This window comes from Pseudomonas petrae, from assembly GCF_021728295.1.
GTDB classification, from domain to species: Bacteria; Pseudomonadota; Gammaproteobacteria; order Pseudomonadales; family Pseudomonadaceae; genus Aquipseudomonas; species Aquipseudomonas petrae.
In genome coordinates, this window is the sequence record NZ_JAKJXE010000004.1 from 145,972 (window position 1) to 169,442 (window position 23,471).

General features: G+C 62.8%; 21 protein-coding genes and 1 pseudogene. 15 read left to right on the forward strand and 7 right to left on the reverse strand.

Features of this window, described 5'->3' with window-relative positions; genetic code table 11:
* Positions 1-547: 547 nt before the first annotated feature.
* Positions 548-2,260 carry an amidase gene (locus L4G42_RS08395; protein WP_237251334.1) on the forward strand — a complete coding sequence of 571 codons (1,713 nt, stop codon included), beginning with the start codon at positions 548-550 and terminating at the stop codon, positions 2,258-2,260.
* A 72-nt stretch (positions 2,261-2,332) separates the two neighbouring features.
* Entirely contained in the window at positions 2,333-3,172 is an 840-nt protein-coding gene (gene yghU, locus L4G42_RS08400) for a glutathione-dependent disulfide-bond oxidoreductase (RefSeq protein WP_237251335.1), read from the forward strand.
* Positions 3,173-3,382: 210 nt separating this feature from the next.
* Here yghU and L4G42_RS08405 read toward each other — a convergent pair whose 3' ends face one another.
* Positions 3,383-4,249 carry an aldo/keto reductase family oxidoreductase gene (locus L4G42_RS08405; RefSeq protein ID WP_237251336.1) on the reverse strand — a complete coding sequence of 289 codons (867 nt, stop codon included), beginning with the start codon at positions 4,247-4,249 and terminating at the stop codon, positions 3,383-3,385.
* A 100-nt stretch (positions 4,250-4,349) separates the two neighbouring features.
* On the opposite strand from L4G42_RS08405, the gene L4G42_RS08410 reads away from it, so the two are divergent.
* Entirely contained in the window at positions 4,350-5,249 is a 900-nt protein-coding gene (locus L4G42_RS08410) for a LysR family transcriptional regulator (protein ID WP_237259928.1), read from the forward strand.
* 176 nt (positions 5,250-5,425) lie between these two features.
* Here L4G42_RS08410 and L4G42_RS08415 read toward each other — a convergent pair whose 3' ends face one another.
* Positions 5,426-5,698 carry a DUF2790 domain-containing protein gene (locus L4G42_RS08415; RefSeq protein WP_237251338.1) on the reverse strand — a complete coding sequence of 91 codons (273 nt, stop codon included), beginning with the start codon at positions 5,696-5,698 and terminating at the stop codon, positions 5,426-5,428.
* Positions 5,699-6,214: 516 nt separating this feature from the next.
* Here L4G42_RS08415 and L4G42_RS08420 point away from each other — a divergent pair.
* Genes L4G42_RS08420 through L4G42_RS08430 form a run of 3 tightly spaced genes read left to right on the forward strand, consistent with a single transcriptional unit; the run spans position 6,215 to position 10,099 of the window.
* Positions 6,215-6,667, forward strand: coding sequence for a (2Fe-2S)-binding protein (locus tag L4G42_RS08420; RefSeq protein WP_237251339.1), 453 nt, complete (start codon positions 6,215-6,217; stop codon positions 6,665-6,667).
* 11 nt (positions 6,668-6,678) lie between these two features.
* Positions 6,679-8,871, forward strand: a complete 2,193-nt coding sequence (locus tag L4G42_RS08425) for a xanthine dehydrogenase family protein molybdopterin-binding subunit (RefSeq protein WP_237251340.1) — start codon at positions 6,679-6,681, stop codon at positions 8,869-8,871.
* A 10-nt stretch (positions 8,872-8,881) separates the two neighbouring features.
* A complete protein-coding gene (locus L4G42_RS08430; protein WP_419789353.1) occupies positions 8,882-10,099 on the forward strand; it encodes a c-type cytochrome in 1,218 nt (405 codons plus the stop codon).
* Between the two features lie 61 nt (positions 10,100-10,160).
* Here L4G42_RS08430 and L4G42_RS08435 read toward each other — a convergent pair whose 3' ends face one another.
* Positions 10,161-10,556, reverse strand: a complete 396-nt coding sequence (locus tag L4G42_RS08435; RefSeq protein ID WP_237251341.1) for an ester cyclase — start codon at positions 10,554-10,556, stop codon at positions 10,161-10,163.
* A 732-nt stretch (positions 10,557-11,288) separates the two neighbouring features.
* On the opposite strand from L4G42_RS08435, the gene L4G42_RS08440 reads away from it, so the two are divergent.
* Positions 11,289-11,711, forward strand: a complete 423-nt coding sequence (locus L4G42_RS08440) for an NUDIX hydrolase (RefSeq protein WP_237251342.1) — start codon at positions 11,289-11,291, stop codon at positions 11,709-11,711.
* 249 nt (positions 11,712-11,960) lie between these two features.
* Here the strand turns inward: L4G42_RS08440 and L4G42_RS08445 are convergent, their stop codons facing one another.
* Entirely contained in the window at positions 11,961-12,650 is a 690-nt protein-coding gene (locus L4G42_RS08445) for an ATPase (protein ID WP_237251343.1), read from the reverse strand.
* Between the two features lie 175 nt (positions 12,651-12,825).
* Positions 12,826-14,160 carry an aminotransferase-like domain-containing protein gene (locus L4G42_RS08450; protein ID WP_237260752.1) on the reverse strand — a complete coding sequence of 445 codons (1,335 nt, stop codon included), beginning with the start codon at positions 14,158-14,160 and terminating at the stop codon, positions 12,826-12,828.
* 136 nt (positions 14,161-14,296) lie between these two features.
* Here L4G42_RS08450 and L4G42_RS08455 point away from each other — a divergent pair, with 136 nt between their 5' ends.
* Positions 14,297-15,193, forward strand: coding sequence for a DMT family transporter (locus tag L4G42_RS08455; protein WP_237251345.1), 897 nt, complete (start codon positions 14,297-14,299; stop codon positions 15,191-15,193).
* An 80-nt stretch (positions 15,194-15,273) separates the two neighbouring features.
* Here L4G42_RS08455 and L4G42_RS08460 read toward each other — a convergent pair whose 3' ends face one another.
* Entirely contained in the window at positions 15,274-16,611 is a 1,338-nt protein-coding gene (locus tag L4G42_RS08460; protein ID WP_237251346.1) for a PQQ-dependent sugar dehydrogenase, read from the reverse strand.
* Between the two features lie 290 nt (positions 16,612-16,901).
* Here L4G42_RS08460 and L4G42_RS08465 point away from each other — a divergent pair.
* From L4G42_RS08465 to L4G42_RS08490, 6 genes and pseudogenes are all read left to right on the forward strand, one after another.
* Positions 16,902-17,141 (forward strand): annotated as a pseudogene (locus L4G42_RS08465) (GAF domain-containing sensor histidine kinase); the annotation flags it as partial.
* Positions 17,142-17,182: 41 nt separating this feature from the next.
* On the forward strand, positions 17,183-17,932 hold the full coding sequence (locus L4G42_RS08470) for a creatininase family protein (protein WP_237251347.1): 750 nt from the start codon (positions 17,183-17,185) through the stop codon (positions 17,930-17,932).
* Positions 17,933-18,097: 165 nt separating this feature from the next.
* Positions 18,098-18,463, forward strand: coding sequence for a hypothetical protein (locus L4G42_RS08475; RefSeq protein ID WP_237251348.1), 366 nt, complete (start codon positions 18,098-18,100; stop codon positions 18,461-18,463).
* 275 nt (positions 18,464-18,738) lie between these two features.
* A complete protein-coding gene (locus tag L4G42_RS08480) occupies positions 18,739-19,758 on the forward strand; it encodes an alpha/beta hydrolase (RefSeq protein ID WP_237259929.1) in 1,020 nt (339 codons plus the stop codon).
* A gap of 456 nt (positions 19,759-20,214) precedes the next feature.
* Positions 20,215-21,423 (forward strand): MFS transporter, encoded by a 1,209-nt coding sequence (locus L4G42_RS08485; RefSeq protein ID WP_237260754.1) that lies wholly within the window; start codon positions 20,215-20,217, stop codon positions 21,421-21,423.
* A 47-nt stretch (positions 21,424-21,470) separates the two neighbouring features.
* Positions 21,471-21,584, forward strand: a complete 114-nt coding sequence (locus tag L4G42_RS08490) for a glyoxalase superfamily protein (RefSeq protein WP_237251351.1) — start codon at positions 21,471-21,473, stop codon at positions 21,582-21,584.
* Positions 21,585-21,596: 12 nt separating this feature from the next.
* On the opposite strand, the gene L4G42_RS08495 is transcribed toward L4G42_RS08490, so the two are convergent.
* On the reverse strand, positions 21,597-22,451 hold the full coding sequence (locus L4G42_RS08495) for a LysR family transcriptional regulator (protein WP_237251352.1): 855 nt from the start codon (positions 22,449-22,451) through the stop codon (positions 21,597-21,599).
* Positions 22,452-22,525: 74 nt separating this feature from the next.
* Here L4G42_RS08495 and L4G42_RS08500 point away from each other — a divergent pair, with 74 nt between their 5' ends.
* Positions 22,526-23,455: a DMT family transporter gene (locus tag L4G42_RS08500; protein ID WP_237251353.1), complete on the forward strand. Its 930-nt coding sequence runs from the start codon at positions 22,526-22,528 to the stop codon at positions 23,453-23,455.
* Positions 23,456-23,471 lie beyond the last annotated feature (16 nt).

The following is a 23,471-nucleotide window of genomic DNA, read 5'->3' on the forward strand; positions in this document are numbered from 1 at the left end:
TTAACCACAGAAGTCGGCCCAAGCGCCCCGCGCATTTGGCCAAGCGCCCCGCGCACTTTATCGCGGGCAATAAAAAACCCGCCTGAGCGGGTTCTTTTCTATCAACACCATTCCAACGTCCTGTCAGTAGCCGTCCCGGCAAATGGTGGATCATCCATGACCTGCGAAGCACATCCAGCGCCTCGGTTGATGGATCCAAGGTTGCGCTTGTGGCGCGTCGCTGTACAGGGCGACATTGCCCCAGAGCGTGTAAGCATTTCGCCATAGCGCATGTGCGGCAGCGCTTTCACGCTCCGCCTGAAGAGCCCCTGCGCAAGCCTCGCGACAAAGGCATGGCGAAGGCATAATGTGCGCCACACGAATACGCCTGCCGAGCTGAGCCTGCGTTGCACACCCACGCTTCAGTCGGCTTCAAACCAGCCCGGTCCTGCCGCGCAACGGGAAGCGATATGCCAACTCTTCTTCTGTCACGCCCCTGCTTTCTACTCAAAAGCCCATTCGACAGCCCACTTGCCGGCCCCCTGACCCTCTCATGTTCGGTGCAGCCATGATCGAAGTCACCGAAGTCTCCATCGCGCAATTGCGCGCTGCACTGGAGGACGGCCAGACCACCGCCGTCGAACTGGTTAAAGCCTACCTCGCCCGAATTGACGCCTACGACGGCACCGACACCGCCACCGCGCTCAATGCCGTGGTCGTGCGCAATCCCCAGGCCCTTGATGAAGCGCAGGCTTCCGATGACCGTCGCGCGCGAGGCGAAACCCTCGGCCCCCTCGACGGCATTCCCTACACCGCCAAAGACAGCTATCTGGTCAAAGGCCTCACCGCCGCATCGGGCAGCCCGGCGTTTGCCGAACTGGTCGCCCACCGCGACGCGTTCACCATCGAGCGGCTGCGTGCCGCCGGCGCGATCTGTCTGGGCAAAACCAACATGCCGCCAATGGCCAATGGCGGCATGCAGCGTGGTGTGTATGGCCGCGCCGAAAGCCCTTACAACGGGGGTTTCCTGACGGCGCCGTTTGCGTCCGGATCGTCCAACGGCGCCGGCACTGCAACGGCCGCGAGTTTCGCGGCGTTCGGGCTGGCCGAAGAGACCTGGTCGAGCGGCCGTGGACCTGCATCGAACAACGGCCTGTGCGCTTACACGCCATCGCGCGGGGTGATTTCGGTGCGCGGCAACTGGCCGCTGACGCCGACCATGGACGTGGTCGTGCCCTTCGCCCGAACCATGGCCGACCTGCTCGAAGTGCTGGACGTAGTGGTCGCCGAAGACCCCGACACACGCGGCGACCTGTGGCGCTTGCAGCCGTGGGTGCCCATTCCCGCCGTCGACGCGGTGCGCCCGGCGTCCTACACCGGGCTCGCTGCCAGCCCGCAAACCCTGGCGGGCAAACGCTTCGGTGTGCCGCGCATGTACATCAATGCCGACCCTCAAGCCGGTACCTCCGAATCACCCGGCATTGGCGGCCCTACCGGCCAGCGCATCATCACCCGCGCGTCGGTGATCGACCTCTGGGAACAGGCGCGCAACGCACTCGAAGCCCAAGGTGCTGAAGTCATCGAGGTGGATTTCCCGCTGGTCTCCAACTGCGAAGGCGATCGACCCGGCGCGCCAACGGTGTACAACCGCGGCATTGTCTCCAAGGCGTTTCTGCACCACGAACTGTGGGACCTCACCGCCTGGGCCTTCGATGACTTTCTACAAGCCAACGGCGACCCGAAACTGAACCGCCTGGCCGACGTCAACGGCCCGCTGATCTTCCCCCACGACCCCGGCACCCTGCCTAACCGCGAGGGCGATCTCGCCGCAGGCATGGACGAATACGTGAAGATGGCCCAGCGCGGCATCACGCCATGGGACCAGATCGACACCCTCGCGGACGGCTTGCGCGGGCTGGAACACACCCGGCGCATTGACCTCGAAGACTGGATGCAGCGGCTCGGGCTGGACGCGGTGCTGTTCCCGACCGTCGCCGACGTGGCCCCGGCCGATGCGGACGTCAACCCGGCCTCGGCGGACATCGCCTGGAGCAACGGCGTCTGGGTCGCCAACGGCAACCTCGCGATCCGCCACCTCGGCGTGCCCACCGTCACCGTGCCGATGGGCGTGATGGCCGACATTGGCATGCCGGTGGGTTTGACCTTCGCCGGCCGTGCTTACGATGACTCCGCGCTGCTACGCTTCGCTTCTGCTTTCGAATCCATCGGCAGCCAGCGGTTGATCCCGCCGCGCACGCCGCCGCTGTCTTCTGCTCGATAAACAGTGTTAAAGGGTCGGGGCCATCGCGCCTCGACTCTTCCCGCTAAAACTGACCCTCAGGAGATGTGTTCAATGAGCAAGGCACCCTACGTCCCGCCTACCGTGTGGAAACACGAAGCGCCCTCCGGCGGCCAGTTCGCCAGCATCAACCGCCCGACGGCCGGGCCGACTCATGAAAAAGTCCTGCCGGTCGGCAAGCACCCGTTGCAGCTGTATTCACTGGCCACGCCCAATGGCGTCAAGGTGACGATTCTGCTTGAAGAGCTCCTCGCCCTCGGCCACAGCGGCGCCGAATACGACGCCTGGCTGATCCGTATAGGCGAGGGGGATCAATTCGGCAGTGGCTTCGTCGACATCAACCCCAACTCGAAAATCCCTGCGCTGCTGGACCGCAGCGTCGAACCGGGCATTCGCGTATTCGAATCCGGCTCGATCCTGCTGTATCTGGCGGAGAAGTTTGGCGAGTTGCTGCCCAAGGACCTGGCCGGCCGCACCGAAACCCTGAACTGGCTGTTCTGGCAAATGGGCGCTGCGCCGTATCTGGGTGGGGGCTTCGGGCACTTTTACGTGTACGCGCCGGAGAAGTTCGAATACGCGATCGACCGCTTCACCATGGAAGCCAAGCGTCAGCTGGACGTGCTGAATCGGCGCCTCAGCGAAAGCACTTACCTGGCCGGTGACAGCTACACCATCGCCGACATCGCCGTGTGGTCGTGGTACGGGCAAGTGGCACGCAATACCGTGTACGGCGCCGCCGAATTCCTCGCCGCCCACGAATACACCCACGTGCAGCGCTGGGCCGAAACCATTGCACAGCGGCCAGCGGTTATTCGCGGCATGCGGGTCAACCGGACCTGGGGCGATGAAGCCACGCAAGTGCCGGAACGGCATGATGCGTCGGACCTGGATTGACGCAAATCCAGGCGGTGAGTAAGGGCTCTCACTGACACACCGTAGATCCCTGTAGGACCGGCTTCAGCCGGGAAAGCGTCGGTCGTCACGCCGCAACATTCATGGCGCTCACACCAACCTCTTCCCGGCTAAAGCCGGTCCCACAAGGACACCGCATTCATCCAGCTGCACCGCGTGCTCTGGGTAGGACCGGCTTCAGCCGGGAAGGGGTCAGGCGCTCTGCCCGTCGAGTTCGGCGAGCATGTCGTGCGGAATCACCAGCTCGGCGGCGGTGAGGTTTTCGTGCAAATGCGCCACCGAGGAGGTGCCCGGGATCAGCAGCAGGTTGGGCGCACGCTGCAGCAGCCACGCAAGCGCCACGCACATCGGCGAGGTGTCGAGGCGCGCGGCAACGTCCGACAGGGTTTGCGACTGCAAGGGCGTGAAACCGCCCAGCGGGAAGAACGGCACGTAGGCGATGCCCTGTTTGCCGAGCTCGGCGATGAGTTGCTCGTCATCGCGGTGGGCCAGGTTGTAGTGGTTTTGCACGCAGACCACCTCGGCAATGGTCTGCGCCTCGGCGACCTGTCTGGCGCTGACGTTGCTCAGGCCCAGATGCTGAATCAGCCCCTGACGCTGCAACTCGGCCAGGGCGCTGAACTGCTCGGCAATCGACGCTTCGTCCGGTGAATGCCCGGTGCCCCACGCCCTGAAGTTCACCACGTGCAGCGCTTCCACTCCGAGATTGCGCAGGTTGTCGTGCACCGCGCTCACCAGTTCCGCCGGGCTGTTGGCGGGATTCCATGAAGCGTCAGCCCCTCGGGACCCGCCAACCTTGGTAACGATCATCAGCTCGTCGGCATAAGGATGCAGGGCTTCGCGGATCAGTCGGTTGGTGACATGGGGGCCATAAAAGTCGGCCGTGTCGATATGGTTGACCCCGGCCGCCACCGCTTCACGCAACACGGCGATGGCGGCAGCGTGGTCTTTCGGCGGCCCGTAAACGCCCGGTCCCGCCAGTTGCATGGCGCCGTAGCCCATGCGGTTGACGGTGCGGCCGCCGAATGAAAAGTGTCCTGCTTTGCTGGCCTGGCTCATGGGTGACGCCTCGTGATCAAGAATGTGGGATGACTATAGGCGTTGACCGATGCGCTGATAATCAGGTGCAATCGGCACGGGTTGTACGAGCGAGCGGACAATGGCGACAGACATTCAGGATTTGCTGGCCTTCGTGGCCGTGGTCAACGCACGGGGTTTTCGTGAAGGCGCACGGCTGAGTGGCAAGTCAGCCTCCAGCCTCAGCGATGCCGTTCGGCGCATGGAATCGCGCCTGGGCGTACGCTTGCTCAACCGCACCACGCGCAGCGTCGTGCCGACAGAAGCCGGCGCACGGCTGATGGAGCGGATTGTCCCGGCCCTCGGCGAAGTCGAATCCGCGCTGGACGTGGTCAATGATTTCCGCGACCGCCCTTCGGGCACGCTGAAGCTCAACGTGCCCGTCAGCGCCGCCAGCTTGATATTGCCGGGGATTATCACCCCGTTCCTTCAAGCGCACCCGGACATCCGCATGGAAGTGGTCACTGAGGAAAGCTTCGTCGACATGCTCGCCGCCGGCTGCGACGCTGGCATCCGCTACGACGACCGCCTGGAGCAGGACATGATCGCCGTTCCCATCGGCCCGCGCGTTCAGCGTTTCGCGACGGCTGCATCGCCGGCGTATCTCGATGCCCGGGGCCGGCCCGAGCATCCCCGGGATCTGTTGAACCACAGTTGCCTGCGGGGCAAATTCCCCAGCGGTTCTATTCCACTGTGGGAATACGAGCGCGACGGCGAAGTGTTACGTGTCGACCCTACCGGCCCACTGACCGTTCGGATTGGTGGCGCAGTCGATCTTGCCGTGCAAACCGCCGTCGACGGCCTGGGCATCGTTTCGTTGTTCGAAGACTGGTTGCGCCCCTATCTCGACAGCGGCTTACTTGAGCCGGTGCTCGAACCCTGGTGGCCAAGTTTCAGCGGGCCCTTTCTGTATTACCCGGGGCGGCGCTATGTGCCATCACCGTTGAGAGCATTCCTGGACTTCATCCAGCGGCGGGCGTAACGCTTATCCATGCCTGAGCTTAATCAGTCTTTTAAACAAATAAGCTGATGGCGCAAGTTCATGGCGAACGACACCGCGGGATGTTCCAGGTCAATAATCGGGCAAAAAAAAACGCTGCATTCAATGCAGCGTTTCTTTTATAGCGTTTGTAGTTGAAGCCGCCAGGGCACTGGCGATCAACCATTTTGACGACCGTAGCCCATGATGGTGTAGTCAAGGGTGTGGGTCACGCCAGCGTGGTCAACATACACCATGGTGGATTGCACCGGACCATCAACTTTCTGTGGGTCCTGGGCGTTTTTGATGCTGATCACTTTAGCGACGTCGATGCCTTTGTGACGGTTGTATTGTTCAACTTGGGTCAAAGGCTGTTGGCTGGTGGCTGGGAGCTCGCCGGCAGCGGCAAACACACTGACAAGGGACAGGGCGGCGAAGGCTAATACTTTCATGGTGGTTCTCCAGAAGTTCATTAATTAGTGATTAAGCAAAGCGCTTGTCGTTTGCTTCTGGGGCCATTCTGTTCGTGATCGGCGCAGATGATAAATACTTAAAATCGATAAAGCCCATCACCGTCATCGATGCTCGAATTGATTAGATCAATTCCTGTAATAGACCCTTGCGCATTCTGTTAATGCCGCAACTTAGTGCGCACCTGATCAGTCCTGCGCAAACACCCTTTTCGGTGCGGCAAAACCGGGGACTGCACTTTCCCGGAGCGCTTCATGTTGTCGCGGGCCATTTAACTGTGCCTCGGGAAATATTTTCCGCACGATCAAACATTTCCAATGATGAACGTACTACCATTCATTCCGCTGACTCGTCCCGACCCGAAGATGTCCGAGCAGACCTCTATAAAGCGCTGGCCACTGGCACGGCGCTATTCAAAACAAACCGAAGCCTTGATGCCGCCTCACGAGCCTGCTCGTGGCGCAGTGCGTCAACCGTGATGACCTTCTGAGGTTGAGATGCAGAAATTGATGATTAACGGCCAGGAGCACAACCTGGATGTCGCCGACGACATGCCATTGTTGTGGGTCCTGCGCGACGTGATGGGCCTGACCGGCACCAAATACGGCTGCGGCATTGCCCAGTGCGGCGTGTGCACCGTGCACCTGGACGGCCAGGCCGTGCGTTCATGCGTGCTGCCGGTCAGCGCCGTAGCAGGCCGCAAGGTCACGACCATCGAAGCGGTCGGCGAGCAGGCCGTGGGGCAGGCGGTACAGAAAGCCTGGCTGGACCACGAAGTCGTGCAATGCGGCTACTGCCAGTCGGGGCAGATCATGTCCGCCGTCGCGCTGTTGCAGGAACACCCCAAAGCCAACGACGAGCAGATCGTCAACGCCATGTCGGGCAACCTCTGCCGCTGCGCCACTTACACCCGCATTCGCGCCGCCATCAAAAGCGTCAGCCAGGCCTGAAGGAAGTCATCATGTCCGAATCACAATCATCTGCCGCGATGCTCTCGCGTCGCGGGTTGCTCAAAGGCAGTGCGTTGCTGGGCGGGCTGGTCATCGGCACCTACCTGCCGGCAACGATCACCCGCAGCTTCGCCGCCGATCTGGTCAACGGCGCCAGCCTGGGCGACAACGCCGAGCAAGGCTATGGCGCTTTCGTGCGCATTGATCACAGCGGCGCCGTCACGCTGATTTCGCCGAAGATCGAAATGGGCCAGGGCGTGCAGACCGGCATTGCCATGATGGTCGCCGAAGAGCTCGAAGTGCCGTTGAGCCAGATCACCATCACCGAAGCGCCGCCCAACGCAGCGCTGTACACCGATGCGCTGCTGAGCTTTCAGGCCACCGGCGGTTCGACCTCCACCCGCTACAGCTGGGAGCCCCTGCGCAAGGCCGGCGCCGGTGCGCGCATCGTGCTGATCCAGGCCGCAGCCATGCGCTGGAAAGTCGCGCCGAGCCAGTGCCACGCCGAGAACGGCCGGGTCATTGGCCCGAACGGTCAAAGTGCCGGTTACGGCGAGCTGGTCGACGCCGCCGCGAAATTACCGCTGCCGACCGAGATCCCGCTCAAAGCCGTCAGCGAATTCAAGCTGCTGGGCAAACCGGTCCAGCGACTGGACACACCGAACAAGGTCAACGGCACGGCGAAATTCACCATCGACCTGCAAGTGCCGGGGATGCTGATTGCGTCCACCCTCACCTGCCCGGTTCACGGCGGCACGCTGCGCGGCGTGAAGAACGAAGACGCCGCGCGCAAGGTCCCCGGCGTGCGCGATATCGTCCGTTTGGACAACGCCGTCGCGGTGACGGCGAGCAATTTCTGGTCCTGTCAGCAAGCGCTCAAGGCGCTGGACATCGACTGGGACCTCGGCCCCCATGCCGGTCTGGATTCAGCCCAGCTGGACAAATCCTTGTTCGACGCGAGCGCCGGTGACGGTGTGTTTGCGCACCAGTCCGGTGACATCGCCGGCGCACTGAAAAACGCTTCCAGCCGCTTTGAAGCGATCTACGAGCAACCCTTCCTGTCCCACTCCCCGCTGGAGCCGATGACCTGCGTCGCCCATGTGCGCACCGACGCGTGCGAGTTGTGGGTGGGCTGTCAGGCGCCGGGGATGGCCCAGGCGGGCGCCGCCAAAGTCTGCGGCATGCCGGTGGAAAAGGTGGTGATCCACAACCAGTTGATCGGCGGCGGTTTCGGCCGTCGTCTGGAGTCCGACTTCATCTTCCAGGCCGTGGACATCGCGCGCCAGCTGAGCTACCCGATCAAGCTGATCTGGAGCCGCGAAGAGGACATGACCCACGACCGATATCGTCCGCACTACGTCGACCGCCTCAATGCGGCGCTGGACAAAGACCTGCGGCCGGTGGGCTGGGAGCATCGCATCGCCGGTGCCTCGGTGGTCGCCGCCTACATCGGCGAATTGCCGGCTGACGGGGTCGATGGCGATGCCGTCGAAGTGGCGAAGGACCCGATCTACACCCTGCCCAACCTGCAGGTGCGCTACATCCGTCACGACCCGGAGGTGATTCCGGTTTCGTGGTGGCGCGGCGTCGGACCGTTGCGCAGCACGTACGCCATCGAGTGCTTCATCGACGAACTGGCGCACAACGCCAAAGTCGATCCGGTGAAATACCGTCTGGCGCTGATGCAGTCGCAACCCCGCGCTCAAGCGGTGCTGACCAAAGCCGCGCAACTGGTGGAGTGGGACAAGCCACTGCCTGCCGGTTCCGGTCGAGGCGTGGCGGTGACGGCGGTGTTCGGCAGCTTTGTCGCGACCATCGTCGAGCTGGAGAAGCAAGGCGACAAAGGCCTGCGCATCAAACGGCTGGTGACGGTCATCGACTGTGGCTTTGCCACCAACCCGACCTCCGTCGCGTCGCAGATGGAAGGCGGCACGCTGTTCGGTCTGTCGGCCGCGCTGTTCAACGAAATCCTCATCGAGAAGGGTCACGTGCAGCAGACCAACTTCCACGAGTACCGGCAGATCCGCATGAGCGACGCACCGCCGGTGGAGGTGCACATCGTCGACAGCGTCGAGACCCCTGGCGGTGTTGGTGAAACCGGTGCCGTGCCCGCTGCGGCCGCGCTGGTCAATGCGGTGTACGCCGCGACCGGTGTGCGTGAGCGTCGTTTGCCGTTGAGCCGCTTTGGCTATTTCACTGTTTGAGGAGCGCGTCATGAAAGTTTTCCACACTGCGCTCGGACTTGTGGCCGGTTTGCTGGCCAGCACCGTTTACGCGAGCGACACCCCGGCGATGAGCAAGGGCGAATACCTGACCCGCGCGGCTGATTGCGTGGCCTGCCACGTCGTGCCGGGCGGCAAGCCGTACGCCGGCGGGCTGGAATTCAAGTTGCCGTTCGGCAGCCTGTATTCGCCCAACATCACCCCGGACAAAGAGACCGGGATCGGCAACTGGACCGACGACGAGTTCGTCGACGCCCTGCAAAAAGGCGTGGGCAAGGACGGCAAGCATTACTACCCGGCCTTCCCTTACACCTCCTACACGCAGATGTCCCGGGAGGACATTCTGGCGATCAAGGGCTATCTGTTCAGCCTTGAGCCGGTGAAGCAGATGCCGCCTGAGAACAAGATTTCCTTCCCGTTCAATCAGCGCTGGGGAATGATGTTCTGGAACGCGATCTTCGCGTCCAACGAACGCTTCGTTCCGGACAGCAAGCAATCGGCTGAATGGAACCGCGGCGCGTATCTGGTGCAGGGCCCGGGCCACTGCGGCGAATGCCACACGCCACGCAACATCTTCCAGGCGATGAGCACCGGCAACTCTCTGGCGGGCGCAGAACTGGGCAACTGGATGGCCTACAACATCAGTTCCGACGCTAAATACGGCATCGGCGCATGGCCGGAAGACGCTATCGTCAGCTACCTGTCGAAGGGCTACGCGGCTGGTTTCGGCGGCGCGGGCGGGCCAATGGGTGATGCCGTCGAGCACAGCCTGCGCTACCTCGACCCGGCTGACCTGAAAGCCATCGCGGTGTACCTCAAGAGCACGCCGGCGAGAAGCGAAGGCATCCCCCGCCCAACCATGGCGGTGAACGATGCCGCGCTGCAAAAGGGTCTTGGCCAGAAGCTGTTCAACGACACGTGCGTGGCCTGTCACCAGATCGACGGCAGTGGCCGGCAATCACCGGCGGGCGGTTTGGCCGGCTTGAAAACCGTCAACGACCCCAAAGGCCGAAACGTGATGGCGACGCTGCTGGAAGGTCATACGCCAACGGCTGCACGGGTCGACCAGCGCATGCCGGATTTTGCCCGCAGTTACAGCGATGCTGAACTGGCGGCCGTGAGCACCTTCGTGCTGCGTCGGTTCGGTCAGAGCGACGGCGAGGTCAAAGCCGAAGACGTCGCCAAAAACCGCGCCAGCGCGTTGCATTGATGGAGGGGTGGCGCTGCTGACTCTTCTCTGACTCAACAGCGCTGCCAGCCCATTCGGCGGCTCAGGACTTCCGCACCTGGGCTGCCACCGCCGCCTTGTCGATCACCGACTCGACGTTGACGATACGCCCCGCCTCAAACGTGTAGAACACGTTCTCCGTAAACCTCACCCTCCTCCCGTTCACCGGCACCTCGAACAGCTCGCCCACCGGCGTGCAATCGAACGTCAGCCGCGCGGCGATGTGCGGTGCCTCGGCGATCAGCCGATCGATGACGAAACGCAGGTCAGGAATGGCGCGGAAATCCCGCTCCAGCATCTGCCGATAGCCGGCCAGACCGACGCGCTCGCCGTTGTAATGCACGTCCTCGCCGACAAAGTCTCCCAAGGCAGACCAGTCCTGGCGATTGAGGCAGGCGATGTAGCCGGTGTAGGCGTCTTTGAGTGTCTGGTGGTTCATCGTTTCTCCCGGGGTGGGGCACATGGGTGTGAGTACCAGTGGATGCACGCGATGCTTTTAGTGGGACCGGCTTTAGCCGGGAAGAGGTCGGTGTCAGCACCATGAATTTTCTGGTGTGACGATTGACGCCTTCCCGGCTGAAGCCGGTCCTACCAAGGGGGAACGCGGTGTGTCAGTTTAATTGGAGTAGATCAATCTGACTGGATGCACGCGACGCTTATGTAGGACCGGCTTTAGCCGGGAAGAGGTCGGTGTGAGTACCATGAATTTTCTGGTGTGACGATTGCCGCCTTCCCGGCTGAAGCCGGTCCTACCAGGTTGGCTGCGGTGTGTCAGTTTAATTGGAGTAGATCAATCTGACTGGATGCACGCGATGCTTTTAGTGGAACCGGCTTTAGCCGGGAAGAGGTCGGTGTGAGCACCATGAGTTTTCTGGTGTGACGATTGACGCCTTCCCGGCTGAAGCCGGTCCTACCAAGGGGGAACGCGGTGTGTCAGTTTAATTGGAGTAGATCAATCTGACTGGATGCACCCGATGCTTTAGTAGGACCGGCTTTAGCCGGGAAGACGTCGGTTTGAGCACCATGAGTTTTCTGGTGTGACGATTGACGCCTTCCCGGCTGAAGCAGGTACCACCAGATTGGCTAAGGTGTGTCAGTCCCACTGGCTGCACGACGATGCCTCAGCCTGGAAGTGCCAGGTTATCCGCACTGACTCCATCAAGGCGCAATCATGTTCGTACATCCCTTCTCCGGCGCGAAAGTCGCGATTCTGTGCAACGGCACGCTGCTCACTTACCAACGCGATGACAAACCGGAGATTCCCTGGCCGGATCAGTGGGACCTGCCCGGCGGCGGGCGCGAGGGCGACGAGACGCCGGAAGGATGCGCCGTGCGGGAGACGATGGAAGAATTCGGCCTCGTCCTCGACCCCGCTTCCTTCATCCACAAACGGGTCTACCCGGGTCAGGGCGTCAACGGGCTCGACACCTGGTTCTTTGTCGCTGAAGTGGCCGAGGGCTTGTTCGATCAGGTGGTATTCGGCGATGAAGGCCAGCGCTGGCAGGTGATGACGGTCGAGGCGTTTCTGGCCATGGACAATGCGGTGGACCGGCTGCAGCACCGCTTGCGCGAGTTCATGGATCCGCAGCGCTGACACGTCCAGCGCCGGACAGCAGAGCCTGAAGCAGGAATACGGCGGCGCTGGTCAATAAAAAACCGCTGGCCCCCTCTCAAGGGCGCAGCGGTTTTTAATGGGCAGAGGATGAAGCGGCAATACAAAAGGACCGAAGCCATACGCACTGTAGGAGCGCGCTTGCCCGCGATTGCGATGCGACTTGGACTGCTGGGCGATCAGACACTCCGCAATTGCGGGCAAGTATGCTCCAGCAATTGCGGGTTGTGATCAGTTACTCGCCACTTCCGCCGAATTACCTGTGGTCACCAGCGCTTTGAGCGAGGCATCAAATTGCTTCAGGGCATTGATCTGCAGGTCGCGCTGCTGGTTGATCTGCGCGGCGATCTCCGGGGCAGCTTTGTCGTGGACCCACACCGAGGTCAGCTCTTTGGCGCCGAGGCCTTCAGCCTTGCCGATGTATTGCAGGTTCGAATCGTAGAACGTGGCGATGAAGCGCGCTTCCACCTGTGAGTTACGCTGGGACACCAGGCGGCTGTAGGTGTCGAGCATCACCACCACATCAGGCCGCGCCTGCATCAGCGCATCGAGGTTGTCGTACACAGTCACCGATGCGAACTGCTTCTGCAGCGAACCTTTCAGCCAGTCCATCGCCAGTTTGGGATCGGAGCTGCTGACAAATGCCTCGCGAATGCGCGAATCCAGCCCGCCGTTCTTGACACCCTTCAGCGCCACCGCGTGATAACGCTCAAGGTATTCGAGGGTGCTGACGGTGTTTTCGCTGTAGAGCACGCCAACGCTTTGAGAAGACTGCAGTGCCACCCGGCTTTCGACCACCGGCAGCAAATGGCACGCCTCGGCGTCCGCCGCCGAAACAGTGCCCGCTGCAGCAGCAGGACCCGTTGCGACGAAACCGCTGGACAGCACGGCGATGAGGGTCAGCAGGGTTGAAATTTTCATCGCGTGGCGTCCTTCTCAAGCAAGTTCGGTATGAGGCCATCCTCCTCTCTTCCGGGAAAAAGAGAACTCGCCTACCGTGATGGTCACTATCGATTTCAGGAATGGTATGCGCTTTGAGAAACACCTTTACCGATGCCTCAACAAAGCCCGCTGCCGCCCTCTCCTTTCGCACCCTTCAATACACGTAGCGGCCGACCGCCCGACGTACTTCCTGCAACGCAACCCGCAATGCATCCAGATCCGGAGAGCCCAACGCCAGGCGAATGCCACGGGGGATGACGCTGGAGGTGGCGAAGGGTTCGGCAGTCGAGACCGCCACCTTATTCGCCAGCAACTCCATGGCCACCTGATCGGCCCTGGCGTCTTCCGGCAGTTGCACCCATAGAAAATAGGACGCCGGGTGACTGATGACGTTCAACCCGATTAACAGCTCCCGGGCGAGCGTCTGTCGGGCCCGGGCGTCGAAGCGTTTTTCCGCCTCCAGACGCGCGACGGTGCCGTCCTCAATCCGGCCGCAGACCAGCGACGTCATCACCCCCGGCGTGTTCCAGATCGTCGCCCGGATCGCACGCTCAAGGGCCGAAACCCATTGCAGCGGCGCAACGACATACCCCACCCGCAGCCCGGTCGCGACGTTTTTCGAGAACCCCGAGACGTAGACGGTCAACTCCGGCGCCAGGGCCTTCAACGGCGCGGGCGGGTTATCGGCCAAGAACGCATACGCCGCGTCTTCGATCAACAGCAACCCATGCTGTCGAGCGATGCGCACCAGGTGTTCGCGCCACGGCAGGTCCATCACCCAGCCCATGGGATTGTGCAGCGTCGGCATCGTGTAGACCGCCTTGATCCGTCGCCGCTGGCAGAGCTTCTCAAGCGCGTTCAGATCGGGGCCGTCATCGGCATAGGGGATCGCGATCAGTTCCAGCCGGTGCGCGTCGGCCACCACTTTGAAGCCCGAATAAGTCAGTGCATCCACCGCCACCACATCGCCCGGCTTGAGCAACGCCATCACCGTGACCGCCAGGCCATGCTGCGCGCCGCTGACGATCACCACCTCCTCGGCCTGGATCACCACACCCCGAGCAGCAAGGTGCCGCGCCATGCACGCACGCTCATGGCTTCGGCCGGCATGGGGCTGATAGCGCAGCAGTGCCTCCAGATCACCCGACAACGCCAGTTGGCGAAGGCCGCTGCGCAGCAGCTCGACCTGCCCCGGCAGCGTTGGGTAGTTGAAATTGAGATCAAGTACGCCGGGCACGCTGGTCTGCTGATCGACGCCATGGCTGAGCGGCAGGGCGATTTCCCGGACAAAGGTGCCGCGCCCGGTTTCGCCGCTGACCAGGCCCATGGCTTCCAGCTCGGCATAGACCCGGGACGCCGTAGCCAGCGCCAGGCCTTCAACCACCGCCAACTGACGATGGGTAGGCAGGCGGGTCCCGGGCGCCAGCTCACCAGACGCGATCTGCGCGGCGAATCGGTCGACAAGGGTTTTGTAACGGGCGCGGGGCATCGGCGGTGTATCCATGACAATTTTTTGATTGTGCTGATTCTGGACCGTACGCTGCCCTGACGGCAACCGGCCAATCGGCAACACAACATCAATCGGCAACCGCGTCCTCACGCCTGCGCCTCAAGAGTCCGAACCCATGGAAATCTCTTCCAAGGTCCAGCCCCAGACGGCAAAACCTTCCAATGCCGGATGGCTGAACGGCCTGATCGGCGTGATCATTTTCAGCGGTTCATTGCCGGCCACGCGCATTGCCGTGCTGGAGTTCACGCCGCTGTTTCTGACCGTCGCCAGAGCGTCCATTGCCGGAGCGGTTGCCCTGTGCCTGTTGCTCGTGCTGCGAGAGAAACGCCCAAACCGCAGTCAACTGATTCCACTGATGATCGTTGCCGGCGGCGTGGTGGTCGGATTCCCGCTGCTCACCGCGCTGGCGCTGCAATACGTCACGTCGGCGCACTCCATCGTTTTTGTCGGCCTGTTGCCGTTGGCGACTGCTGTGTTCGCCGTGCTGCGTGGCGGCGAGCGTCCGCGTCCGGTGTTCTGGGTGTTCTCGTTACTGGGCAGTGCGCTGGTGGTGGGGTTTGCCTGCGCTCAAGGGCTATCAGCGTCGCCGGCGGGCGATGTGCTGATGTTGCTGGCGATTGTCGTCTGCGGCCTGGGTTACGCCGAAGGCGCCACGCTGTCCCGGACGCTCGGCGGCTGGCAGGTCATCTGCTGGGCGCTGGTGTTGGCGTTGCCACTCATGCTGATCCTGAGCCTGTTCAGCGCGCCGCCATCGCTGTCCACCATCAGCGCACCGGCCTGGCTGAGCCTGGGCTACGTGTCGCTGTTCAGCATGTTGATCGGCTTCGTGTTCTGGTATCGAGGTCTCGCCCAGGGCGGAATCGCTGCGGTGGGACAACTGCAACTGCTGCAGCCTTTTTTCGGCCTCACGCTGGCCGCGACGCTGCTGCATGAACCTGTCAGCCTGGGCATGCTGGTGGTGACCGTCGGGGTGATCCTCTGCGTGGCCGGTGCGCGGCGATTTTCACGCTGACTGCAACCACTTGCCGAGTTGCCCCTGAACGAAAAATGCCGGTGATCATCACCGGCATTTTACATTTCATCGCTAAGACATCACTTGGCCTGACTGACCCGCCAGACCTTGTTGCCCACATCGTCCGCGACCAGCAACGCGCCCTGTTTGTCGAGGATCACGCCGACCGGACGGCCCTGTGCGTCGCCGTCGGCGTTGAGGAAACCGGTCAGGACATCCACCGGCATGCCGGTCGGACGGCCGTTCTGGAAGCCGACGAACACCACTTTATAGCCGGCCTGCGGATTGCGGTTCCACGAGCCGTGCTCGCCGACAAACACGCCGTCGGCAAATTTGGCGGGCATGCCGCGCGGGTCGGACCACGTCAGGCCCAGCGGCGCGACGTGGGTGCCGAGTGCGTAATCCGGGGCGATGGCCTTGGCGACCATGTCCGGGCGCGGCGGCTGCAAGCGGCTGTCGACGTGTTGGCCGTAGTAGCTCCACGGCCAGCCGTAGAACGCGCCGTCCTTGACCGAGGTCAAGTAATCCGGCACCAGGTCGCTGCCGATTTCGTCACGTTCGTTGACCACCGTCCACAGCTCATTGCTGCCCGGTTTCCAGGCCAGCCCGTTGGGGTTGCGCAAGCCGCTGGCGAAAAGGCGTTTCTGCCCGGTCTTGACGTCCACTTCCCAGACCGCTGCGCGGCCTTCTTCGGCTTCCAGGCCGTTCTCGGCCACGTTGCTGTTCGAGCCAACGGTGACGTACAGCTTGGTGCCTTCGCGGTTGGCGATGATGTTCTTGGTCCAGTGGTGATTGATGCCCGCCGGCAGGTCGGTGACTTTCACCGGCTTGGCGGTGCTTTCGGTCTGGCCGTCGTTGTACGGGACCTTGACCACGGCGTCGGCGTTGGCGATGAACAGGTCATTGCCCACCAGCACCATGCCGAACGGCGAGGTCAGCCCGCTGATGAAGACCTTCTTCATTTCCGCGCGGCCATCGCCGTCGGCATCGCGCAGGATGCTGATGCGGTTAGCGCTTTCGGCTTCAGCGCCGACACGGCTCATGACGATCCCGGTGGCGGTGCGCTTGATCCAGGCCATCACCCCCGGCCCGCCGTCCGTCGCGCCTTCTGGCTTGGGCGGCTTGTTGCTTTCGGCCACCAGGATGTCGCCGTTGGGCAGGCTGTACAGCCAGCGCGGGTGATCAAGGTTCTCGGCCAGCGCGCTGACCTTAAACCCTTCGGCAGCCTTGGGCGTGTCGGCGCCCTTCCAGCCGACGGCCTTGGACACCTTGACGGTCGGAATCAGCGTGCTGTTGGGCTCGGGCAGTTGCGGCTGCGCGCCCACGCCGGCCTGGAACGGCAGCTTGGCGGTTTCGCCGCAGGCACTGAGCATCGCAGCAGTGGTCATCAGCAGTGCAAATCGGTGCATCGCAATCATCGTTCAACCTCGCGGCGGCCATCCGTGGGCCCATTGTTTTAAGAAATAAAAAGCTGAATGAGGCAAAAGCCTGGAGAAACATGAGGCTGACAAGTATCGCCACGTCGACCGAAAGCAAACAGCTCACGGGACGCAAATGACATTTGCCCTTGGGGCATCAATAAAACGACCACTGCGTGAGCGTCAGGGTTCAATAATCTGCGCCGGCACGTCGGACACAGGCCCGAGGGGTTCGCCATGCTGGCGGATTTTAGATACGCTGCCCTCCCGCTACCCCAGAGCCAGATCCGATGACCCGCCCTGAGTGTGCCTGGGATGTTGAGGCGATCCATGCGATCCCCGCCGTGCCCGTCATTTTGAGCATAGTCAAGCACATCACCGGCATGCGCTTTGCGGCGATCGCCAGGGTCACGGAAAGCCACTGGGTGGCCTGCGCCGTCGATGACTCGATCAATTTCGGCCTCAAGCCGGGCGCCGAACGGGTGCTGGAATCGACCATCTGCCACGAGATTCGCCAGCACCACACCCCCCCACTTTCCTGAAGCCCACCTTCCTGAAGAGAGGACCTGACATGCTTCTGCAACAGTCCACATGGATCGAGATCGAGCAATTTCTCAAACGCAGCCGCACGATCGTCGTGCCCATCGGTTCGAACGAACAACATGGTCCCACCGGCCTGCTCGGCACTGACTGGATGTGTCCGCAGATCATCGCCCACCAAGCGCAGCAGAGCGCCGATATCCTGATCGCGCCGACCTTCAACATTGGCATGGCGCAGCACCATCTGGGCTTTCCCGGGACCATTTCGCTGCGCCCCTCGACGTTCATCGCCGCCATCGGTGACTGGACGCGTTCGCTGGCGGGTCACGGCTTCGAAAAAATCCTCTTCCTCAATGGTCATGGCGGCAACGTCGCGTCGATCGAGGCAGCGTTTTCCGAGCTGTACGCGGAGGCCAGTTTCGCCGGGCGCTCTGCCGGCTTCGCCCTGAAGCTGACCAACTGGTGGGACCTGGAAGGCGTTGGCGAACTGGCACATCGGCAATTTCCGGTGGGCCACGGCTCCCACGCGACGCCGTCCGAGATCGCGGTGACCCAGTGGGCGTACCCGGAGTCGATCAAATCAGCGGACTACTCGCCGCAGATTGCACCGTCCGGGCCGATCCGCGAGGCGAAGGATTTTCGTGCGCGCTTCCCTGATGGCCGCATGGGCTCAGACCCTGCGCTGGCTACTCCAGAAAAAGGCGGGGAGCTGGTGGCGCTGGCGGCCAAGGGGTTGGTGCGCGCGGTTGACGCGTTCAGTCGCGAACCGGCGCTGCATTAACGTCGCTGCGTTGACGGGGCGTAGCCGTGCGGCAATAGCGCGCGGGCGTTGAACTCGTCAGCCAAACGGCGGCCATAGTGGTGTGCGCTTATTGAAACGGTATTGGATCTGGGGCAGGCAGCAGCGCAACGACCTTGCCCGGTCCCCTTGGCTGACAGGTGATATGTGAATACTTTTATCCCACTGGACAAAGTTGAAGAAATTGATCTGCAGGATTACCACGAGGTCTGGCTGACCACCTCGGAAAGCTGGCCACAGGACCCGGCGACCGTTCACCGCAAGTGCCTGTGGCGCCAGGACCGCGAACTGACGGGTGATGTGGAAATCGACGGCGTGTATTTTGAAAATCTTCCGCACCTGTGGCTGCGTGTGGACGACCTCGATAATCAACAGGACATCGACCTCGTCATCAAAAAGCTCAAGGCGCGCATCGCCGCACTGAATCTCAAGGGTGAGTTCTACCCTGCCGAGCTGCCGAAAGCAGCGCCTCACAAAGACGAAGACGAAATCAAGAAAGACCTGCGCAGCTAATCCGCTTTACCCGCTTCTCTGACGTGCGCCGTGGCTGATCTTCAGCACGGCGCCGTTCTTGCCTCTATCCCTTCCGTTTCTTCCCGATCCCATCGAGACAACGCAACAGGGACAGCCGTGCGCCAACAGTCCCCAAAATCGAAACAATGAGTCTCTATTTGGGCTAATTGTTTCGATCAGGACAGCTCCGTAGAGTGTGGTCCAAGCCAGCCGGACGCGATCAACACGCTGAACCGGCTCATCTGATCCCATTGCCATTCCACGTGAGCACCATCATGAACACTCTGACAAAAACCCTGACCGCTACCCTCCTCGCTCTCTCCGTCAGCCAGGCTTTCGCCGCTGAAACCGCTGTACCTGAGCACCAGACCCAGGCATTCCTCAACGCGCTGGCCGCAGGTGGCGGCAAGCCGCTGGAACAGCTCAGCCCGAAAGACGCCCGTGCGGTGCTGACCGGCGCGCAGAATTCGGTGAAGGTGGATTTGAGCGGGACCCAAGTCAGTGAGAAAACCATCAAGGCCGACGGCCAGAGCATCAAGCTGACCATCGTGCGCCCGGCCAACGTCAAGGGTGAACTGCCCGTGTTCATGTTCTTCCACGGCGGCGGCTGGGTGCTGGGCGATTACCCGACCCACGCTCGGTTGATTCACGATCTGGTGGTGGGCTCGGGGGCTGTCGCGGTGTACGTGGATTACACGCCCTCCCCGGAAGCGCATTACCCGATGGCGATCAACCAGGCCTATGCGGCGACCCAATGGGTGGCCGAGCATGGCAAGGAGATCAATGTGGATGGCTCGCGTCTGGCCGTGGCCGGCAACAGCGTCGGCGGCAACATGGCGGCCGTGGTGGCGCTGATGGCCAAGGAGCACAACACGCCGAAGCTGCGCTTCCAGTTGCTGTTGTGGCCGGTGACCGACGCGAACTTCGACACCGGCTCGTATCAGCAATACGCCGAGGGGCATTTCCTGACCAAAAACATGATGACTTGGTTCTGGGACAGCTACACCACCGACGCCAAGCAGCGCGCCGACATTCATGCCTCGCCGCTGCGCGCCACGACCGAACAGCTCAAGGGCCTGCCGCCCACGCTGGTACAAACCGCCGCCCTCGACGTGCTGCGCGATGAAGGAGAAGCCTACGCCCGCAAACTGGATGCGGCCGGGGTCGACGTCACCGCCGTGCGCTACAACGGCATGGTCCACGACTACGGCCTGCTCAATCCGTTGAGCAACATCCCCGAAGTCAAAGCCGCCATGCGCCAGGCAGCGGGCGAGCTGAAGGCTCACTTGAACTGAGTCCATCGGCCGCCACCCCGTTTTGCAGTGTGGCGTCCGACGCTTTCCCGGCTAAAGCTGGTCCTACTGACGGATCGCGCGCGTCCAGTAGGACTGGCTTCAGCCGGGAAGAGGCCTGTGTGAACACCCTCGATTTTGCAGCGTGGTGTCTGGCGGCTTCCCGGCTGAAGCCAGTCCCACAGTTGGGTCACACCCAGTCTCAGCGGACGGACGCGATGCTTTCAGTGGGACCGGCTTTAGCCGGGAAGAGGCCCGCGTGAGCACCATTAACTTCTCAGCGTGGCATCCGACGCCTTCCCGGCTGAAGCCGGTCCCACTGTTGCACGCAATCCGTCAGTAGGACCGGCTTCAGCCGGGAAGAGGCCAGTGTGAACACCATCAAACGCACATCGATACAAGCCCACGCCACCTTTCCCCCATTAACGTCAACGATCTGATCCCTGCGAGGCGTTTCGAATGAATCACCCCCACACGACATGGAGCCGCCAGACCAGCTTTTGGGTCGCGGCCGCCGTGGTGGTCCATACGCTGTGGACCAGCGCCGCGCCCGCCATGATGTACCCGCTTTACGCCCATCAATGGCAACTGACGCCGACCGTGACCACGCTGATTTTCGCGGTGTTCCCGGTGTTCGTCGTGGCAACGCTGATTGCCTTGGGCGACCTTTCCGACTACATCGGGCGGCGGGCAGCGATGTTGCTCGGCGTCGGCGCTTCACTGATCGGCGTGCTGTTGTTCGCCCTCGCCCCCGACGTCACGTGGCTGCTGATCGGCCGGGCGTTCATGGGCATCGGCGTCGGGCTGTCGGCCGGCCCTTCCGCCGCAGCGGTCGTCGAATTCAGTGCGCCGGGCAAGGCGAAACTGGCCGGCGCCATCACCACTGCGGCGCAGGCTTCGGGCCTTGCCGCCGCGCTGATCCTCGGGAGTGGCCTGATCCAGTACGCGCCGTTCCCCACGCGCCTGAGTTTCTGGGTGTTGATCGTCGTGCTCGGCGCCACGCTGTTCGGGGTCTGGCGACTGCCGCGCCACACCCCGGCCGAGAGCAAAAAGCCGTGGTCGCTGAAGCTGCCGCACATTCATCCACCGCTGCGCCGCACGTTTCTGGTGTCGGTCAGCGCGGTGCTCAGCGCCTACTCCGTCGGCGCGACGATGCTCTCGCTCGGCTCGCAGATCGCCCACGACCTGATCGGCTCAAGCAATGCGCTGGTCAACGGCGGCGCCATTTCGCTGTTCGCCATCGTCCTCGGCATCACCGGCATCGTCGGCAAACGCTTCGGCTCAAGGCTGTCGATCATCGCCGGCGCGAGCTTTTCCATCGTCAGCCTGTTGCTGCTCATGCTCGCGACCACGACCCACGCCCTGCCGGTGTTCCTGCTCTCCAGCGCGGCCAGCGGCGCCGGTTACAGCCTGTTGTTCATGGGTGGCCTCAACCTGATCAACGCCCACGCACCGATGCATCACCGCGCTGGCACCCTCTCGGCGCTGTTTCTGGTGGCATACCTGATGCAGGGCGTGGTCGCCCTGTTGCTGGGCCGCGCCGCCACGGCATGGGGTCTGGATCTGGCAATTGATGTCGGCTCAGTGGCCCTCGCCGCCTTGAGCCTCGGCGCGCTGTTGCTGGCGATTTACGTGCGCCAGCCGCCGACCCGAGCGGACGCCGGGTAGGCGCGGGGCCACTCTGGGCTAGAATCGCCCGCTCAGATCATCAAGGAGTGAAGCCCTGTGCAGATGTCCCCGGCATTCAGGACCTCGACTGGGGCAAGGTCATGGAAATCGCCGACCCGTTCGGCAATCGCCTGCGCTTCTGCGAGCGCTCCGAGGAGTGAACCGCGCCGCCGTCAGAGGCGGAAATACTGCCCGATCGCCCGCCGCAGCAGGTCCACCGCGTCATCGCCGTGGGAGGCTGACGAACGCACGACGATGATGTCGTGGTCGGCGATCAGCGGCAGGCTGTCGAGGATGCGCATGCCGTCGGTGACCCGGGCGCGGTCGATCACGCTGATCCCCAAGCCTGCCTCGACGCAGGCCTTCACCGCCTGATTGGACGAACTCTCGAGCACGATGCGCATGCGGTGACCGCTGCGCTTGAGCGACTCGATCATCGCTTGCCGGTACGAGCATTGCGCGGCATGCACGGCCAGCGGCAACGGGTCCGGCAAATCCCCGGCGTGATGCGCGGCGCCGACCCACACCGGCGTCGTCGGCACCAGCAGTTGATCGTCGGCGCCCAACTGGCCTTCCGGCTGGGCGATGACCGCCACCTGAAGACGCCCCCGCCGCACCTGATCGCGCAGGATGAAGCTGGGCGCGGTCTTCAGTTCCAGGACGATGTTCGGCCACGCGGCGGTGAAAATCGGCAGCACGTCGCGAATCAGGTGCGTGGCGTATTCATCCGGCACGCCAAGGGTGATACGCCCCGCCAGCTGCGTGCCCTGCAGCTCGGCCAGCACGTGATCGTGGGTGCTCAGCAGTGCAGCGGTGGAGGTCAGAAAACGCTTGCCCAGCGGCGTCAGCGACACCGATTGATTGTCGCGATTGAGCAGTCGCCCGCCCGCCACCGCTTCCAGCCGCTGCACGTGCACGCTGACCGCCGCCGGGCTTTTGTGCAGCTGTTCCGCCGCCGCGCTGAACTTGCCAATGCGCGCCACGGCGTGAAAGGTGCGGACCTGTTCGATATCCAGAATGGCGCTCATGGTTTACTGATCCCGAAGCACTGCTGTCGTTTATTTTGATTTATTAGATTACGGCGGTTGCGTAGCTTGGGTCCATGAACACTTCAAACGAACTGACCAACGTGAGCCATTCCCTTCCGTCTCGCCGCCGGGCGATCCCCTTGCCGCTGCTCGAAGCCGGGCTGGTGGTCATCTGGAGTTCGGGCTTCATTGGCGCGCGTTTTTCCATCGATTTCGCGCCGGCGTCGCTGGTGGTGTTCTGGCGTTGCCTCCTGGTCACGCTGATTCTCTTTCCCTTTGTCGCCCGGCCACTGCGCCAGACGCCGCCTGCGGTGCTGCTGAAAAACGCCGGCATCGGCCTGCTGGCCATGGCCGGTTATCTGTTCGGCGTGACCGAAGGGATTGCCCTTGGCGTGCCCGCCGGGCTGGCGGCGCTGTTCGCCGATCTGTTGCCGATCGGCATGGCCGTGCTGGCGGCGGTGGTGCTCCGCCAGCGATTGACCCGCGGCGTATGGGTCGGGTTGCTGATCGGCCTGGCGGGCGTGATGCTGGCGACCCACGACGCGCTGGCATGGGGCAGCGCACCCCCATGGGCCTACGCCCTGCCGATGCTGGGCATGCTGTCGCTGGCGGTCGCCACGCTGTGGCAAAAACACTCCCCCAACCCGCAGGCGTTGGGCCTGCTGCCCAACCTGTGGTTGCAGTGCTTCGTCTCGACCTTCGTTTTTGCCCTCGTTGCCGGACTGCACGGCAGTCTCGCGCCTGTCCCCAATGCAGGCTTCGCAATGAGTGTGCTGTGGACGTCGGTGTCGACGGTCGGCGGCTATGGCCTGTACTGGATGTGCCTGCGCCGGGCCACACCGACGCGCGTCGCCAGTGTGCTTTACCTCAGCCCGCCGCTGACGCTGCTGCTGGCCTGGGCCATGTTCGACGAACCGTTGTCGTGGCTGATGGCCCTGGGCATGGCGGTCTCGGGCGTGGGCATCGGTCTGGTGATACGCGGCGAGGCGCGGCAGGCGGCGTAGCACGGGGCAGCACAGG